Raw genomic sequence first — 17,638 nt, 5'->3', positions numbered from 1 at the left:
AAGATGCCATGCATGTTGATAGTTTCATGCATGGCATCTTTTTGTTCATTTTGATATGTCATTCACTGCTTCCACGTGACCCAGCCGCGTCCCTTTTTCGGGGTTCTCATTTCTTTTGGATATGAGCCGCAGCCACAGCCTTTATTCGATTCCCACTACTTCGTAGCCGGCGTCTTCCACTGCCTTTCTCAGAACTTCTTTATCCATGTCTGCCTTTACGCCGTCGATGGCGTTTAACGCCTTCTCAACCGCTGCTTTACAGTGTCCGCATGCCATTCCTTCGATTTTCATTGTCAACATTATGTTATCCTCCTTATGATTTTTATTAGATGCACTCTGATTTTCCTGCGTCAGGGTGCCGTCTTTTTGATGATTATCATCTGCCGGACGGGTATCTTGCGCCCGGTCGATGTCCGCTTGGCCGTCTTCTCTCACTGTGATCTCCGCTTCCGGGAGAACTGTCACGTCCTGCGCGGTCTCTGCCGCGGCGGACGCTTTAAATCTGCGGAGCCGCAGGGCGTTGGTCACCACAAATACGCTGCTTAAGCTCATGGCCGCCGCCCCGATCATCGGGTTCAGCTTCAAACCGAAAGCTGTGTAGAACACGCCGACCGCCACCGGAATACCCAGTGTATTATAGAAAAACGCCCAGAACAGGTTCTGCTTAATATTGCGGATGACCGCCTTGCTGAGCCGGATGGCCGTCACCACATCAAGCAGATCGTTCTTCATGAGCACCACGTCCGCACTCTCGATGGCCACGTCAGTTCCTGCCCCGATAGCAAGACCCACATCCGCCCGCGCGAGAGCCGGTGCGTCGTTGATACCGTCGCCGATCATGGCAACCGTCTTTCCCTCCTGCTGGAGAGCGGCGATCTCTCTTTCTTTATCCTGCGGCAGAACTTCCGCGATCACCTTGTCGATATCCAGCTGCCGGCGAATGGCCTCGGCAGTTCTCCGGTTGTCTCCGGTGAGCATGACAACCTCAATACCCATGGCTTTTAATTCTTTTACCGCCGCATGGCTGGTCGGCTTCACCACGTCGGCCACGGAGATAATGCCAAGAATCTCCTTCTCTTCGGCAAAAAGCATCGGCGTCTTGCCCTCATCCGCCAGCTTATCAAGACGTTTCTCATAATATCCGAGAGGGATCTGTTTTTCCTCCATGAGCCGCTGATTACCGGCATAATACATACGCCCGCCAATCCGGCCTTCCACACCTTTGCCAGGTATGGAACGGAAATCCTCCACCTTCGCCGGCTGCGCCTGCTGTTTTCCGGTAAACTCCATGATGGCCTCCGCCAGCGGATGCTCGCTTCCCATCTCAAGTCCCGCCGCCACGGCCAGAAACTTATCAAGAGCCATGTTGGTCTCCACGTTCGTCACCACCGGCTTGCCCTGGGTGATGGTGCCGGTCTTATCCATGACCACGCACTGAATATTGTGGGCGGTCTCCAGCGCCTCGCCGGACTTTAACAGAATACCATTTTCCGCGCCTTTTCCGGTTCCCATCATGATCGCCACCGGCGTCGCCAGTCCCAGCGCACACGGACAGGAGATCACCAGCACGCTGATGGCGCAGGACAGCGCAAATTCAAACGTCGCTCCGGAAATCATCCATGCCGCCGCCGTCAGGATGGCAATGGCGATGACCGCCGGCACAAAGATACCGGAAATCTTGTCGGCAATCTTCGCGATCGGCGCCTTACTTGAGCTGGCTTCCTCCACCAGCCGGATAATCTGAGAAAATGTCGTATCCTCTCCCACTCTGGTCGCCTTAAACCGAATAAATCCCGTTTTATTCATGGTGGCGGCGATGACCGTATCGTTCACCTGCTTGTGCACCGGAATACTTTCTCCGGTGATGGCCGCCTCGTCAATACTGGTACTTCCCTCAATGATGAAGCCGTCCACCGGGATGCTTGCGCCCGGACGCACCGCCAGGATGTCGCCGGTACGCACTTCCTCCACCGGGACCTCCACCTCTTTTCCGTCTCTCTCCACAAAGGCGGTCTTCGGCGCCAGATCAAGAAGCTTAGTGATGGCCTCGCTGGTCTTTCCCTTGGAGCGGGTCTCCAGATATTTACCCACGGTAATGAGGGCGAGAATCATGGCCGCCGACTCAAAATACAGGTCATGATAATACCGATGTACCAGCTCCATATCGCCCTGTCCCAGTCCGTAACTCATCCGGTAAATGGCAAAGATACCCCGTATATGAGCGATGCGGAGGAACCAATGGCGATCAGGCTGTCCATGTTCGGCGCCAGATGAAATAGTGTCTGAAACCCTTTGGTATAATACTTCCTGTTCACTATTTCGTGTTCCATTAACCAAAAAATATAAAGAAGGTACTACATTTAACGAAATTGTAGCTCTTTATGAATTTGATTCTAATTTACGAGAACTGTTTTTTAAATATCTTTTACAAATCGAACGTCATATGCGTTCTTTAATGTCTTATTACTTTTCAGAAAAATACGGTGAAACACAAGATGCATACCTAAATGCACATAATTATAATAACAGCCAACGAAATCATAGAATCATTTCCCGTTTAATTTCTACTTTGCAACGAGCAGTAAATACAACAGACTATGTATATATAAATTATTACCGTTCAAACTACAACAATATCCCTTTGTGGGTGTTAAGCAATGTACTTACTTTTGGAAATCTGCCAAAAATGTATAAGGTTTTTCCTCAAACCCTACGTTCTAAAATTTGTAAAAACTTTGACTATGTCAATCAGCGCCAGATGGAGCAATTTCTATCCGTCCTGACAAAATTCAGAAACGTATGCGCTCATGGCGAACGCCTTTTTACCTACCGTACAATTGACAACATATCCGATCTTCCATTACACCAGAAGATGTCAATTCCAAAACGGGGAATTCAATATGTGTATGGCAAAAATGATCTTTTTGCCGTTGTGATTGCCTTTCGCTATCTTCTGTCCACAGAAGACTTTTCTGCATTTAAACAAAAGCTGACTATAGAAATTACAAATGTAACAAAAAACTGATACATATTACAGAAAATGAATTATTGGAACACATGGGATTTCCAGAAAACTGGAAAAATATCTCATAAAGATCCCCTTCCGCCATTTCACCCGGCAAATGCACTTCTGAAAGTCTCTCTCATTATAAAAAATAAAATTTATTAAAAAAATTTGTCACACTTCGCCCCTTTTTTCGGTTTATATATATAAAGGGAATTATTTAGAGGATTCTATCCGTCAACAGCGCTGTTTTACACTTACACACGACTTGAATCATAAAGGAGCTCTAATGATAAATTACATACAATTACTGGATACAGCGGAAGAAAGAGATTTCTTCGTATCACTCTACGAAATGTATTCGCAGCCTCTGTACCGCGCCGCCCTCGCCATCTTAAAGGACAGCGCCGCCGCAGAGGATATGGTACAGGAAACCTTTCTGACTCTTATCGATCACATAGACCGGGTCACACACAGGAATCCTGTAAAGACCTGGAATTACCTGCTGACCATCCTGCGCCATCTCTGCTTTGACGCACGCAATGAAAAAAGTCCGGAACTGCCTTCCAATATGGAGACAGACCATGCGCGGACTGCCTCCGACGCAGATATCGAGAACGACTACATGAAGCAGGAACTGGGGGCGCTTCTCCGGGATCTCATCCTGGAGATGGACTACCCGTATCAGGACGTTATCTTTCTGCAGTATTTTCATAACATGAACAGCAGAGAGATCGGCGACGCCTTGCATCTGAAACCTGAAAATGTGCGCCAGATCGCCCGGCGGGCCAGAGAACAGCTCAGGAAGAAACTGACCGAAAGGGGATACGTATAAATGAGTAAAGAATTATTGACAGATGAAATCCTGCGGCAGGCCGTCCGCATGGCCGCCGAAAAAAATTATCAGGATGCTGTGGAAGACGCCCGGCTTCATCCGCATACCTTCCGTCCGGACTTCCACAAAAAGATGCGTCCGCTCTTAAAGGAAACTGCTCTTTTCACCGGACATACGGACACCGGACGCAGCTCCCGGAGCGGCGGACAGTCCAACTCTTTCCTGCGGCAGCTGCACGCCCGAAAACCGCGAGCCAGCTCTCTCCACCTGCGCCGCCGCTACCTCGCCGTCGCCTCCCTCCTCATGATCTTTGTCTCCGCCGCAGCCCTTGCCAGCGAGACGGTACGAAACGGCCTCCGCCAGCTGCGCCTCCAGTTTTTCTCCGACAATGTCACCGTGGAGGCAGCGCCGGAGACTGACGCCGGCCAGACCGCCGACGGACAGACGAAATCCACCGCCACGGGAGAATTCCATGCGTATAAATGGAAGGAGGTGCCGGAGGGGTATGAAGTGGTGTATGAGGAGGAAGATACGGAATTTAAAATATATCAAGTTGACTACGAAAATAGTTCCGGCGGATTCATCCACTATGTACAAAGTGATGCTCAAACATGGCAAACAACAATATCTTACGATGCGAAAAAAGGATATAAGCAAATTATTGAACTAAATAATGGATTAGAAGCTTATTCTATATCAGACGGCAGAAATAATACTATCTTTTATGAAAAGAACGGATATTTATTCGAGTTTATGTCCGATCAGCCAGAAGAAATGATTTTAGATTATATAGATATTTCCGGCATTTTAGAATACGAATATTAGATCATCCTGATCATTTTATACACCGTCACCGTAGGAAGCGAGACGGTAACCGGTAAAACTCCAGCTAAAACAGCCTGAAAAGACAGGTTGTCCATACACGAATACCTATAATGGGAAGGCGGTGATTCCATTGGGCTAAATAAAAAATCCCCATAAAACCAAAAGACACCACTCTTCTGCCGGAAACGGCAGCCGGAATTATGAGGATATTTTAAGTATAACACGATTTATAACAAAAAAACTGTCAAAATCGGGGACGCTCTCTCCATGGCCGATGGATTCCAGACACAGGAAGCCAATGCCAAAATCGAACCGCAGGCGCCAGCAGGGATTACCTATGATACAGATGGGATTGTTTCAGGAAGCTGGGGCAGCGGCAACCATAAGAATACAGTATCAGTTCTTGGCAGTTCAGCCGAAATGAGGGTTGCTGCTTTAGCTGCAAGTAAAACAGATGCATACTATGGTTCAACAAAAACAGTTGACGGATACGAATGTCGCCCGCTTCATGGTGTCTATAATTATGTGGCAAATCTACATTTTTTATATGAAGCAGCAAAGGGCGCAACCAGTACACAGCCAAGTAATAAAGATAAGTAAAAGGTGATTTTACTGACTGGTCCAAATGTAAAACACGGGTAACAGCCAACGTTATTGAATTTAGAGACATAAAATGTTAGATAAATATTATTATTAAATATTGAAATTATCATAATAAAAATTTCGGGAGATAAGAACAAGGAGGGATTTTTATGAGGAAACATATAAAAAACTTTATTTTTACCACGCTGGCCTGCACGTTTCTGCTGGGAGCAGGCATGTCCGCACGGGCGGCGTCGAAGGTGGCGATCAATGACGAGAACTTTGCCTGGGTGGTAAAGGATTGTGCAGAGGAAGCGGATACTAATAAGGACGGATATCTGTCTGAAAAAGAGGCTTCAAAGGTCAAAAAACTTTGGTTTAACCCAGCCTTTAATGTCGAATCCTTTAAAGGAATCGAGTATTTCACTGACGTAGAAAAGTTTGTTTATAAGGCAAATATCGTGGATGAAGAAAGTAACGATTACATCGTCTATGAGGAAAGTACGGCGCCTGTGGTCGATTTAAGCGGTTTTAAAAAATTAAAGAGTGTATATATTCGCAGCGACACAGACCATCTGAGGACGGTCAACCTTCAGGGCTGCACCAATCTGAGGGAGGTAAGGATCGAAGGGAGGCGCGACGGCTGTGTCGATACCCTGAATCTGGACGGCTGTACCAATCTGCGCAGCATTGAACTGTCATCGCTTTTTATAACGAAATTGAATCTCTCTGGTTTTAAGCATTTAACAGAAGTATATATAGGCGATGATTTCAAAGAAAAATTAGAAACTCTCAATTTAAAAAAGTGTTCCAACTTGAAAACTGTTTCGGTATGGAGTGACCATTTAACAAAATTAAAATTAAAAGGAGATGGGAAGCTGGAGAGTCTGAACGTGACAGCTGCTTCACTCACTCATTTAGATCTCACCAGCAATACCCAATTGAAAGATTTGCATCTTGGTCGTGGAACGAAGGTGACTTCCCTTGATCTCAGCCACAATGCAAGGCTGGAGACCATGGGATGTTACCAGACAGCGCTCACGGCGCTGGATTTCAGCCATAATAAAAATCTGGTGAAGGTAGATTGCCATAACAATAAAAATATCGCATCGATCAATGTAAAAGGATGTAAAAAATTAAGAAGTCTCCGCTTTGACAACACTAAAGTGAAAAAAATCAATGTGAAGACGAACACAGACCTGCGGAATCTGCGCTGTGAAAATACGCCTCTGACCAAGTTAGATGTAAAGAAGAATACAAATCTGCAGAGCCTTCGCTGTGACAATACGGGAATCAGTAAACTGAATCTTAAAAATAACAAAAAACTGAAAAAGCTGGTCTGCCCAGAGACAAATATCCGTAAGCTGGATTTATCCAAAACGAAGATCAAAAAGCCATCCGCTCTGGAATGTGACCCGGATGTTACGGTTATCTATGCCAAGTAGCCAGTTGTTGCGGGTACATCTGGCCGAACGCCAGGTGTGCCCGCTTTGTACACGAGGGGAGGCATTACAATGAACAAAAAAGGAATCACAACATTTTTCAGCCGCACATTTTTTGCAGCGGTGCTTCTTGGCCTGTGCCTGTCATTTTCTTTGAAGGTAAATGCACAGAAAGAGGTAATGATCGACGGTGCGAAGTATTATCTGGAGGATTATGGAACGGCAGAGGCTTCCATTGACATGGTAACAACAGAAGACATTCCATCTGGCACCGATTATTCAGAAGTCACTGTCCATAATCAGATTGTTTATAACGGGAAAACGTACAAAGTGACCAACTTTGAATGTGATCCTCCGGAGGATACTTTGGATTATATAATTGATCCATATCAGCCAATGCTTCATTTGTAATCTCAACCATATATTGTTTCATATCAATGATTCTCTCTAAATTTTGCAAACGCTTCCTCTGCATTTTGTACTCTTCCTGCAGCTATATCATTGTAACCTCTTTCCAATTTTTGATGGACTTCTTCTTCTGTCATGGCATCTGCATGAATCGATAATGGCGCTTTTGGTAAAGAAACCGAAAATCAGATATACACCAACAAAGACGGCGTGCCAAAGTTTTCTTTTCTCACCGGCATCCCCTCTTTCATTTCCTGCTATTTCTTTAAGAATTATATATTCTTTATTTCTTCACTTTCCTGTATATTTCCGGATACAGGAGTAATTTTTTGAATTATTTTATATTCAACGCTTCATTTTTATCTTATTCGCTGATTATTAGTTTCATTTTATCTCATTTTATGTTTCAAATGATATTCTTTTATAATTATACTGCATATTTTTGTTTTACACTTGCTTTTTCTCTGTGCGCCATATATACTGGTCCCAACACGACAATACGAAATTTACTTTCTTTTAGCAGGTTTTACGCAGGTTTTTCTTTACAATATGAATGATTCAGAGCATTTTCCTGCATTTATGAAGTCTCTTGTGAGTGACTTCTCATTTTTACGAAGGATTTTCTTCAATGATCGGAACGGACGGTAAATGCACAGAAAACGTCACATAATAAAAGGACAGAAATCAAAAGATATCATAATAGAAAAATAGCAAAAAACAACAGAAATCATTAGAAAAGGAGAAACAGTTATGGCGCAGTATTCAATACGAAAATTCAGAAAAGTCATGGTTGCCAACCGCGGTGAGATCGCCATCCGCATTTTCCGCGCGTTGAATGAGCTGGGCATCACCACCGTTGCCATCTTTTCCAAAGAAGATAAATATGCTCTCTTCCGCACCAAGGCCGACGAGTCCTATGAGCTGGACCCGGAAAAGGGGCCCATCGACGCATATCTTGATATCAAGCAGATCATCAAGATCGCCAAGGCAAAAAATGTGGATGCCATCCATCCGGGATACGGATTCCTGTCGGAAAATCCGGAGTTTGTGGAAGCCTGTGAAGAAAACGGCATTACGTTTATCGGCCCGTCCAAAGAGCTGATGGAACGTATGGGCGATAAGATCTCTTCCAAGCAGATGGCCATCGAGTGCGACGTTCCGATCATCCCGGGCGTGGATTACGCTTTAAAGAGCGAGAAAGCTGTGGTGGAAGCGGCCCACAAAATCGGTTATCCGGTCATGCTCAAAGCTTCCAACGGAGGCGGCGGCCGCGGTATGCGCATTGTCCGTGATGAAGAGCAGTTGATCAAAGAATACAGGGAAGCCCGGGAGGAATCCAAGAAAGCCTTCGGTGACGACAAGATCTTCCTGGAGAAGTATCTGGAACAGCCGAAGCATATCGAAGTACAGATTCTCGCCGACAATTATGGAAATGTGGTGCATCTTTTTGACCGTGACTGTTCCGTACAGCGCCGTCACCAGAAGGTGGTGGAATTCGCACCGGCCTTCACCGTGCCGGAAAGCACCAGACGGATCATTTTTGACAGCGCAGTGCGTCTTGCCGGAAAAGTGGGCTACCGCAACGCCGGCACACTGGAGTTCCTGGTGGATAAGGATAATCATCCATATTTCATTGAAATGAATCCGAGAATCCAGGTGGAACATACCGTGACGGAAATGGTGACCGGCGTCGATATCGTGCAGGCGCAGATCATGATCGCAGAGGGATTTCCGCTGAATTCCCCGGATATCGGTATTGATTCCCAGGAATCTGTCACCTGCAGCGGTTATTCTATCCAGACCCGTGTGACCACCGAGGACCCGGCCAACAACTTCCTTCCTGACACCGGCAAGATAACCGTTTACCGTTCCGGCTCCGGCTACGGCGTCCGTCTGGACGGCGGCACCTCCTACACAGGCGCGACGATTCTTCCGTATTATGACAGTCTGCTGGTTAAGGTCATCTCCCATGACCGAACGTTCAAAGGAGCCATCCGAAAATCCATCCGCGCCCTGAAAGAAATCCGTATCCGCGGCGTAAAGACCAATATTCCTTTCCTGATCAACGTGCTCAATCACGAAGTTTTTCAGGAAGGAAAATGTTACACCAACTTCATCGAGGATACGCCGGAACTGTTTGATCTCAGAGTCAGCCAGGACCGGGCCACAAAGATTCTTGAGTTCCTGGGCAACAAGATGGTCAACGTTTCCCGGCAGGAAAAGCCGTTTTTTGAGAATCGGATCCTGCCGAAATACGACGCATCGAAACCAGTGTACGGCGCCAGGGATGAATTTTTAAAACTGGGTGCCAGAGACTTTACCCAGAAGATTTTAAAAGAGAAAAAATTATATATCACTGATACAACCATGCGGGACGCTCAGCAGTCGCTGATGGCCACCAGGATGCGGACCAAAGACCTGGCCGGCGCTTCCAGAGCCGCCAACGCATTTCTTGCCAATGCATTTTCCGTGGAAGCCTGGGGCGGGGCCACCTACGACACCGCTTATCGCTTCCTAAAAGAATCTCCATGGAGAAGGCTGGAGCTTCTGCGCGAGCGGATGCCAAACACGCTGATCCAGATGCTCCTCCGGGCGTCCAACGCGGTGGGCTACAGCAACTACCCGGACAATGTGGTCAGGGAATTTATCCGCATTTCCGCGGAAAAAGGCATTGATGTTTTCCGTATTTTCGACAGCTTAAACTGGGTGGAAAATATGAAAATGCCGATCGAAGAGGCGCTGAAAACCGGCAAAATCGTCGAGGGCGCCATCTGTTACACCGGTGATATGTCCAGTCCTTCCGAGACCAAATATACTTTGGATTATTATGTGGATAAGGCAAAAGAGCTGGAGGCGCTGGGCTGTCATATCTTTACCATCAAGGACATGGCCGGACTTTTGAAACCATACGCGGCAAAGGAACTCTTTTCCACATTGAAATCCGAACTGCACATTCCGGTCAACATCCACACCCATGATTCCACCGGAAATGGCGTCAGCACCGTACTGATGGCTGCTGAGGCGGGCGTGGATATTGCCGACCTTGCCATTGAATCCATGAGTTCCTTAACCAGCCAGCCTTCTATGAACGCTGTGGTGGAAGCCCTCCGGGGACGGGAAAGGGATACCGGCCTTGACTTTGATGAATTGAACGAATTAAGCCGTTATTACGGCCGCATTCGCAAGCTCTACAAAACTTTTGAGAGCGAGATGGACGCACCGAACACAGAAATATACAAATACGAAATTCCGGGCGGCCAGTATTCCAACCTGCTGGCGCAGGTTACGGAGATGGGCGCCGCCGACAGCTTCGAGGAAATCAAGCAGCTTTACAAAGAAGCCAATGACCTCCTTGGCAACATTGTCAAAGTGACACCGTCTTCCAAAGCGGTCGGCGACTTTGCCATCTTCATGCTGAAAAATGGTCTCAACAAAGACAATATTCTGGAAAAGGGAAAGAATCTCTCCTATCCGGATTCCGTTGTGGATTATTTTAAAGGCATGATGGGGCAGCCGGACGGCGGTTTTCCAAAAGAACTCCAGTCCATTGTCTTAAAAGGACAGGAGCCGATCACCGTCCGCCCTGGTACTCTTCTTCCACCGGTGGATTTTGAAGCCATCAAAGAACACCTGAAAGAAAAGTTTGATATGTCCGCTTTCACAGACTATGAAATGGAACAGAAGGCCATCAGCTATGCCCTCTATCCGAAAGTATATGAGGACTACTGCGAACACTTTGAGGCGTACAACGACGTTTCCCGCCTGGAAAGTCATGTATATTTCTACGGCCTTGCCAAAGGCGAAGAAACCACCCTGAAAATCGGTGAGGGAAAAGAACTCCTGCTCAAATTCATCGACATGTCCGATCCGGACGAGCAGGGCGTCCGCACCCTGACCTTCGAAGTCAACGGCTCCATGCGTGAAGTCAAGATCGTGGACCACAACGAAGAAGTCAAAGCCGACCGTAAACTGAAGGCTGACAAAAACAATCCTCTTCACCTTGGTTCTTCCATCCCGGGCACCGTGGACAAGATTCTCGTGAAAGAAGGCGACCGCGTCTCCGAGAATACCCCTCTCATGACCGTCGAGGCCATGAAAATGGAGACCACCGTGGTGGCGACCATGGACGCCATCGTCGACAAGATCTACGTCTCCATCGGCGAACAGGTCAATTCCGAAGATCTGCTCATCAGCTTCCTTCCGCTGGATGCCGGAGAAGAGCGGGAATAATCTTCCCGCTGCCGGATGGATCCGGGACTTGCCCCCTAAATAAAGAGTTCTGCCAGGCAGAATTCCCGCGCCAACCGCAGACGCACATGACAAATGCCCCGGGCAGACCACTATAATTCAAGCGCGCCTCCGGCGTATCTGCCGCAAAGTGCGCGCTCCGAAAGAGTTTTCCTCTGTGCGCCTCTGCGATCCGCCAGAGGCGCAGCTTTCAGCAGCGGGTGACAATCCCCAGCTGAAAGTTGTTGGTCTGCCCGGGACATGGTATTTTAAGTTACACCACTTCTTACTGCTCCACTCTCTTCTCACGAAGATTTCCCTCATATTTCCCGTCCACGCAGGTTCCCGCATAGTCGTAGCGCAGCCCGTCATAGTAGGCGTTGATCTTCGGATTATCGATGGCGCAGTCCAGCCGCAGATACTCTTTTCCTCTGGCAGCCGCCAGCTTCTCACAGCAGTCAACCATCACTTTTCCGGCGCCCTTTTCTCCGAGTCTTGTGGCCAGATGATGGACATAGTAGGCTGCCGGCCCCTGCTTTGCCTGCCAGCGGGCATCCTCTTCATAAAGAACAGCCACGCTCGCCACCAGTCCTGTGTCTTTTCGTTTTAAAACATAAAGATTGCCGTTGCTGACCGCTTTTTTATAGTAGGATTCCGGGTAACAGTCCCAGTAATCCGTCACGTTCCACTGCTTTATACCCACCTGATCCATCCAGTGGATTCTTTCATCTATAATATCGTATACCTGCGGGAGATCTGTCAGCTCTCCCGGCTTAAATTCATAGTCCATATTTCTCTCCTTTCACCGTTCCCTATCATAGCACAAATCCTTTTTTTCTGATACCTTTTCCTGCCATGTTTTTATCCGGCGAATCTTTCTTTACAAGGTTTTTGACGGCCAAATGCATTTTTCTTCCTGTTTTTTTCTGTTTTTGTTTTCTCTGTCAAACTATTTTTGGATTGCTGCTCTCTTCTTTCAATATGATCGAAGTGATCCCATTTTATTTTATCGCATAAATAGTTTGCATACAAATTATTGTTGTGCTATTATTGAAAAAAGAGGTGAAAAACTATGACTATTCTCGTTATTTTAAAAGAATTCCTTCCGGACTTTCTGACCGGCCAGGAAGAACGCACACATTTGTGCGAAAGTGATAAACAGGTACTGATCGAGGCCCTTCATCTCCGCGATGAGATTTCCGGACAGGTGACGGTCCTCGCCCACGGTTCCATGGACCGCGAAGATATTTTATCAGAAATCTGGTCCTACGCCCCCGACCAGGTCTTCATGCTGCCCAAAAATATACCCGGTCGGGATGCCGCCTGTGAAGGCAGCGTGAATCTGATTCCCACTGCGCAGGCTCTGGCCTCTGCTGTCCGGCAGATCGGAGCTTTTGATCTGATCTTATTGGGCAGACAGGCCGTAGACGGGGACAGCATCCACATGGCCTCCCTCGTCAGCCATTATCTGGATCTCCCGCTGCTGCCCTATACCCGGGATATCTCCCGGATTTCTGACCAGAAGCTGGAAGCAGTCTGTATCGATGATCATTTCTCTTATACGGTAAATGTCTCCCTTCCGGCTGTTGTTGTTGCTCATAACGATAACGTGCCGCCCCGCTATCCGCGCATGGCCGATATCAGAAAAGCCTACGGCGGACGATGCAACACCCGGTATCTATCCGGGCAGACGAAAGCCACCGGCACTCTGACGCTGCTTCAGGAATATTCCCCGGAGCCAGAATCCAATACAGACACCATTTTTCTGTCCGGCTCCAATGACCAGGAAAAAGCGGAACAGCTGCTGGCTCTTCTGCGCTCCATGGGCTGCTGCCTCTGACAAAAGGGGAGCCATTCATTCCCGGATAAGAACCAGAAAAAATACTCTGTCATCCAGACACAACAACCATTCCCCATATAAAAGGAGTCGATATTATCATGAAGAAAAATAATCAGACCGAACGGGATTCTCGCCAGGGAATCGTCATTATCGGAGAAAAACAGAGCGAACAGCTCCACCCTGTCACAAAAGAACTGATAAAAGCCGGACAGATTCTCGCGGCCCGGTCCGGTCAATCTGTTTCCGTGCTGATTTGCAGCGACGCTGCCCCTTTTTCTGCAGCAAAAATTCTTCTCCCCATTCTTGAAGAAGAACAGCCCCCTCTGATTCTTCTTGGTTCCACTACCTTTGGACGGATTCTTGGCTCTTCCTTGTCTGCTTCCCTGGACGCAGAAATCATTATGGACGCCTCTGCACTCCGCTATGATTCCGACACAGACAGATTCCTTATCACAAAATCTTCTCCGGACGGCAGGCATCTGGCAGATTATACTTCTGCCAGCATCAAAAACAGGGAGAAACCACGGCCCATCCTCGTATCTGTCCGGCAGGGTGTTTTATCTGTCCATTCTTCGCCCGATACTTGCCTGGCCGGCAGTTCTTCTCCTGATACCTGTCTGACCGACAGCTTTTCTCCCAATGCCTGTCTGACCGGCACCGACAACGTTTCTCCGTCGGCAATTTCCGGACCATTTTCTCTGCCGGAACCTCTTTTCCGGGAACTGTCCGTCCCAATGGAACCTCGCTGTGGAAACGACAGCTCCGGAAGAGACTCTGTCACTCTGGTGCATCGCCACAAGCGTTCTTTTTCTGTTCCCATCTCAGAAGCCAAAATCATTCTCGCTCAGGGTCGGGGACTTCCCGGCAAAGAAGGGGCGGCTCTTCTGCAGAAGTTATGCGAAAAGCTCCACGGCGTTTCCGGCTGCAGCCGTCCCTGCGCGGACGCAGGCTGGCAGGAAAAATCCCACCAGATCGGACAGTCCGGTATTACGGTTCATCCCAAACTCTATCTCGCCTTTGGAATTTCAGGTGCCGTGCAGCATATGACCGGTGTAAAGGCCGACCGCCTCATCGCCGTCAATAACCGCGCCGACGCCCCTGTTTTTCAGTACAGTGATTATGGAATCGTAGGAGATGCAGAAAACATCATCCGCTGTCTTTTAGAAAAACTGTAAAACCGGGGGAAGGGACGGCCGCCTTTTTACAGCGCCGTCCCTTCCCCCGGTACAAAGAAATGTTCCAGCGATACATTTTCCAGAGACAACAGTCTTTTTTTCTTTTCGATTCCTCCGGCATAACCGGTCAGATTTCCATTACTTCCCACCACCCGGTGGCAGGGTATCAGAACTGAGATTGGATTGTGACTGACCGCACCGCCCACCGCCTGGGCGGACATATGTGAAAGTCCCCGTCTTTCCGCCACCTTTCTGGCAATCTCTCCATAAGTCATGGTTTTCCCATACGGAATTTCCCTTAAAATATTCCACACCGTCATCTGAAAATCTGTCCCCACAGGGTGCAGCGGAGGCATAAAGTCCGGCTCCCTGCCGGAAAAATAAACAGAGAGCCACTGCTTTGCCTGAATGAGAATCGGCGTCTCCTGTTCCCTGTGTTCTTGATCCAGCCGGTACGCGTAATATTTTTGATTTTCAAACCAGAGGCCAGTGATTCCCTCTTCGTCAGCCGCCAGCAGAATTTTTCCCAGCGGAGACAAATAATGGCTGATATTCTGCATAGATTTCCCTCCTCATACATTGGCAGGCAAAATATCCGGTTTTGCCCGTTTTCCCACACGTTCCTATGAATGTATTATTTTTTATTCTTTTATCATTTTCCATTATTGTATCATTATGAGAAATAAATTGACAGAAGAATTGTTTCTCTGTATCACTTTTGTCCACATACAGAAAAAATCCCTGTTTTCTTCTGAGAGCGCATCTCCCGCACTGGTCACACCCGACCCTTCCGAAAAGATATTCTCTTCTGTTAAGAAAACAGAGATTTTTATATTAAGAACGCTTGCAGGCGTCTCCTATTCCAGCCCCATCGGCTCGTCCGTGAAAATGCGGGCATCCATCAGTTTCGGTTCCCCGTCCATCTTCGGCACAAAGCCCATATGGTCAAGAATCTGTGTCTGTATGTCGATTCCCGGCGCCACTTCTGTCAGATAGACACCGTCTTCCCGCAGTTCAAACACCGCCCGTTCTGTGATATACATCACCGGCTGACCCACTTTTTTGGCGTATTTTCCACTGAAAGTGATCTGCTCCACATTTTTTACAAACTTATCCGCCCGGCCTTCCTGGTCAATGACCAGTTTTCCATCGCCGGTGGAACATTTCAAACCGCCGGCCGTGAAAGTTCCACAGAAATACACCCGTTTGGCGTTCTGTGTGATATTGACAAAACCGCCACAGCCTGCGATACGAGGGCCGAATTTGCTCACATTGATATTTCCTTCCTCATCGGCTTCCGCCAGGCCAAGAAATGCGTCGTCAATGCCGCCGCCATCATAGAAATCAAACTGTACCGGCTGATCCAGTATCGCTGACGCGTTGACAGAACCGCCGAATTTCGGGCCGCTCTGCGGAATACCGCCCACCGGACCCGCTTCCACAGTCAGGGTAAATTTATCATCAATGCCTTCTTCACAGGCAACCATGGAAATATATTCCGGAATTCCTATGCCAAGATTGACCACCGTATCTTCCTTTAATTCCATGGCCGCACGCCGGCCGATGATTTTTTTTGGAGATAACTGCGGATAAGCAAGGCTGTCTTTTGGCACCCGGTACTCTCCCGCCATGGAACCATCATACTCTGTTCCCACACACTGCGTATGATTTTCCTTATTTTTTGTGATAACCACGGCGTCCACATAAATGCCAGGAACTTTCACCAGCTTTGGATCCACATCATCCACCACTTTTTCTACCTGCACGATTACTTTTCCGCCGCTGTTTTTAGCCGCCTGGGCAATGGCTGTGGCTTCCGCCACACAGCACTCCCGCTCCATGGTGATATTACCGTGAACATCCGCATAGGTTCCGCGGATAAACACCATATCAACAGGCATCGCCTTATATAACAGACGTTCTTCCCCACAGACATTGACCACTTCCACAATGTCTTCTGTGGTGACCTCATTTAATTTTCCACCCTCTACCCGAGGATCTGCAAAAGTATACAATCCCACATGGGTGAGTGTACCTAATTTTTTTGCCGCAATATCTCTGTAAAGCTGAGACAATGTGCCCTGCGGCAGATTGTATGCTTTCACCTGATTGGCAATAATCATCTTTCCCAGTTTGGGAGCCATATTATAGTGCCCTGCAATGACTGTTGAAATCATTCCCTCATGGGCGAAATGGTCCGCACCGCTGCCATCCTGATTTCCCTGCCCTGCCGCATAAAGATACGTCAGATTCTTTGGCGACCCGGTTTCCAGAAATCTCTGCTCCAAAGCCGAAGTCAGTTCTTCCGGCAGATCACAGGCCACAAATCCGTTGGTGGAGACGGTCATGCCGTCTTCCACCATCATGGCTGCTTCTTTTGCACTTATTATCTTTACTTTTCTCATCCTATCTCCTCCCGCACATTTCCATTCATTTTCCGGCTGCCCATCCGGGCTTCCTGTCCGGCAGCAATTCTGTTCTTTTCACATGGATTTCTTCCGGATCAAAAATCTGTCAGGTTCGCCTTTCTCTTTTCAAGGAACGCTGTCATTCCTTCTTTTTTATCTGCGGTGGAGAAGGAAAGGCCAAATAAATCCGCCTCCAGAGTCAGACCGCTGGCCAAATCTGTTTCCAGACCGGTATTGATCGCTTCTTTAGCCAGAGAAATCGCATAACTTCCCTTACTCATAATCTTCTCTGCCATGGACTTACACGTATCAAGCAGTTCATCCTGCGGCACAACTTTATTGGCAAGGCCAATTCTGTATGCTTCCTGGGCGTCAATCTGATCACAGGTAAAAATAATCTCCTTCGCTCTTCCTTTTCCTACCAGACGGGCCAGACGCTGGGTTCCTCCAAATCCCGGAAGAATGCCAAGTCCCACTTCCGGCTGACCAAACTTTGCATTATCGGAAGCGATACGGATATCGCAGGCCATGGAAATCTCACAGCCGCCGCCGAGAGCATATCCATTCACTGCGGCAATCGTCACCTGCGGCATGGTCTCCAGAAGCATAAACGCCTCTTTAGCCAGCATACCCATTTTGCGTCCTTCTGCCGGAGTCGCATTGACCATCTCGGAAATATCGGCGCCTGCCACAAACGCTTTCTTTCCGGCTCCTGTCAGGATCAGCACCCGCACATCTTTTCTCGCCGCAATGTTCTCAAAACATTCTTTGAGCTCTGCGAGGGTCTCACTGTTCAAAGCGTTCAGAGACTTCTCTCTGCTGATGGTAACCACTGCGATTTCATTTTCTACCTCGACGATAATATTTTTCATTATAAAATTCTCCTTCCTTT

The 17,638-nt window shown here is 47.9% G+C and carries 13 protein-coding genes and 1 pseudogene; 9 read left to right on the top strand and 5 right to left on the bottom strand.

Annotated elements, in window-relative coordinates; all coding sequences use genetic code 11:
- Nucleotides 1–141: 141 nt before the first annotated feature.
- Nucleotides 142–2,315: pseudogene (locus tag B5E53_RS00715) on the bottom strand (heavy metal translocating P-type ATPase); the annotation flags it as partial.
- Between B5E53_RS00715 and B5E53_RS00710 the strand changes: the two are divergent.
- The 7 genes from B5E53_RS00710 to B5E53_RS00675 all read left to right on the top strand — a co-directional run bounded on the left by B5E53_RS00710 (nucleotide 2,225) and on the right by B5E53_RS00675 (nucleotide 11,326).
- The gene (locus B5E53_RS00710) at nucleotides 2,225–3,025 is read left to right on the top strand and encodes an Abi family protein (protein WP_242963461.1); all 801 of its coding nucleotides are present in this window, start codon (nucleotides 2,225–2,227) and stop codon (nucleotides 3,023–3,025) included. The pseudogene B5E53_RS00715 and the gene B5E53_RS00710 overlap by 91 nt on opposite strands.
- 268 nt (nucleotides 3,026–3,293) lie before the next feature.
- On the top strand, nucleotides 3,294–3,839 hold the full coding sequence (locus tag B5E53_RS00705) for an RNA polymerase sigma factor (protein WP_087311767.1): 546 nt from the start codon (nucleotides 3,294–3,296) through the stop codon (nucleotides 3,837–3,839).
- Nucleotides 3,840–4,664 carry a DUF4367 domain-containing protein gene (locus B5E53_RS00700; protein WP_087311765.1) on the top strand — a complete coding sequence of 275 codons (825 nt, stop codon included), beginning with the start codon at nucleotides 3,840–3,842 and terminating at the stop codon, nucleotides 4,662–4,664.
- 267 nt (nucleotides 4,665–4,931) lie between these two features.
- On the top strand, nucleotides 4,932–5,264 hold the full coding sequence (locus B5E53_RS00695) for a hypothetical protein (protein ID WP_087311763.1): 333 nt from the start codon (nucleotides 4,932–4,934) through the stop codon (nucleotides 5,262–5,264).
- Between the two features lie 152 nt (nucleotides 5,265–5,416).
- Nucleotides 5,417–6,691 carry a hypothetical protein gene (locus B5E53_RS00690; RefSeq protein WP_087311761.1) on the top strand — a complete coding sequence of 425 codons (1,275 nt, stop codon included), beginning with the start codon at nucleotides 5,417–5,419 and terminating at the stop codon, nucleotides 6,689–6,691.
- A gap of 69 nt (nucleotides 6,692–6,760) precedes the next feature.
- Nucleotides 6,761–7,099 carry a hypothetical protein gene (locus B5E53_RS00685; protein ID WP_087311759.1) on the top strand — a complete coding sequence of 113 codons (339 nt, stop codon included), beginning with the start codon at nucleotides 6,761–6,763 and terminating at the stop codon, nucleotides 7,097–7,099.
- Nucleotides 7,100–7,846: 747 nt separating this feature from the next.
- The gene (locus B5E53_RS00675) at nucleotides 7,847–11,326 is read left to right on the top strand and encodes a pyruvate carboxylase (RefSeq protein WP_087311757.1); all 3,480 of its coding nucleotides are present in this window, start codon (nucleotides 7,847–7,849) and stop codon (nucleotides 11,324–11,326) included.
- 283 nt (nucleotides 11,327–11,609) lie between these two features.
- On the opposite strand, the gene B5E53_RS00670 is transcribed toward B5E53_RS00675, so the two are convergent.
- A complete protein-coding gene (locus B5E53_RS00670; RefSeq protein ID WP_087311755.1) occupies nucleotides 11,610–12,113 on the bottom strand; it encodes a hypothetical protein in 504 nt (167 codons plus the stop codon).
- Between the two features lie 282 nt (nucleotides 12,114–12,395).
- On the opposite strand from B5E53_RS00670, the gene B5E53_RS00665 reads away from it, so the two are divergent.
- Together B5E53_RS00665 and B5E53_RS00660 are read left to right on the top strand one after the other, a co-directional pair.
- The gene (locus B5E53_RS00665) at nucleotides 12,396–13,163 is read left to right on the top strand and encodes a hypothetical protein (protein WP_087311753.1); all 768 of its coding nucleotides are present in this window, start codon (nucleotides 12,396–12,398) and stop codon (nucleotides 13,161–13,163) included.
- A gap of 98 nt (nucleotides 13,164–13,261) precedes the next feature.
- On the top strand, nucleotides 13,262–14,338 hold the full coding sequence (locus B5E53_RS00660; RefSeq protein ID WP_087311751.1) for an electron transfer flavoprotein subunit alpha/FixB family protein: 1,077 nt from the start codon (nucleotides 13,262–13,264) through the stop codon (nucleotides 14,336–14,338).
- A 26-nt stretch (nucleotides 14,339–14,364) separates the two neighbouring features.
- On the opposite strand, the gene B5E53_RS00655 is transcribed toward B5E53_RS00660, so the two are convergent.
- From B5E53_RS00655 to B5E53_RS00645, 3 genes are all read right to left on the bottom strand, one after another.
- Nucleotides 14,365–14,898: a methylated-DNA--[protein]-cysteine S-methyltransferase gene (locus B5E53_RS00655; RefSeq protein WP_087311749.1), complete on the bottom strand. Its 534-nt coding sequence runs from the start codon at nucleotides 14,896–14,898 to the stop codon at nucleotides 14,365–14,367.
- Between the two features lie 297 nt (nucleotides 14,899–15,195).
- Nucleotides 15,196–16,743, bottom strand: a complete 1,548-nt coding sequence (locus B5E53_RS00650) for a CoA-transferase (protein ID WP_087311748.1) — start codon at nucleotides 16,741–16,743, stop codon at nucleotides 15,196–15,198.
- Nucleotides 16,744–16,841: 98 nt separating this feature from the next.
- On the bottom strand, nucleotides 16,842–17,618 hold the full coding sequence (locus tag B5E53_RS00645; protein WP_087311746.1) for an enoyl-CoA hydratase-related protein: 777 nt from the start codon (nucleotides 17,616–17,618) through the stop codon (nucleotides 16,842–16,844).
- Between the last annotated feature and the right edge of the window lie 20 nt (nucleotides 17,619–17,638).

The organism is Eubacterium sp. An11 (assembly GCF_002161065.1).
Taxonomy (GTDB): domain Bacteria; phylum Bacillota; class Clostridia; order Lachnospirales; family Lachnospiraceae; genus Anaerobutyricum; species Anaerobutyricum faecale.
Note: the sequence above shows the minus strand (reverse complement) of the source record. Positions and strands in the feature narration are given on the sequence as shown.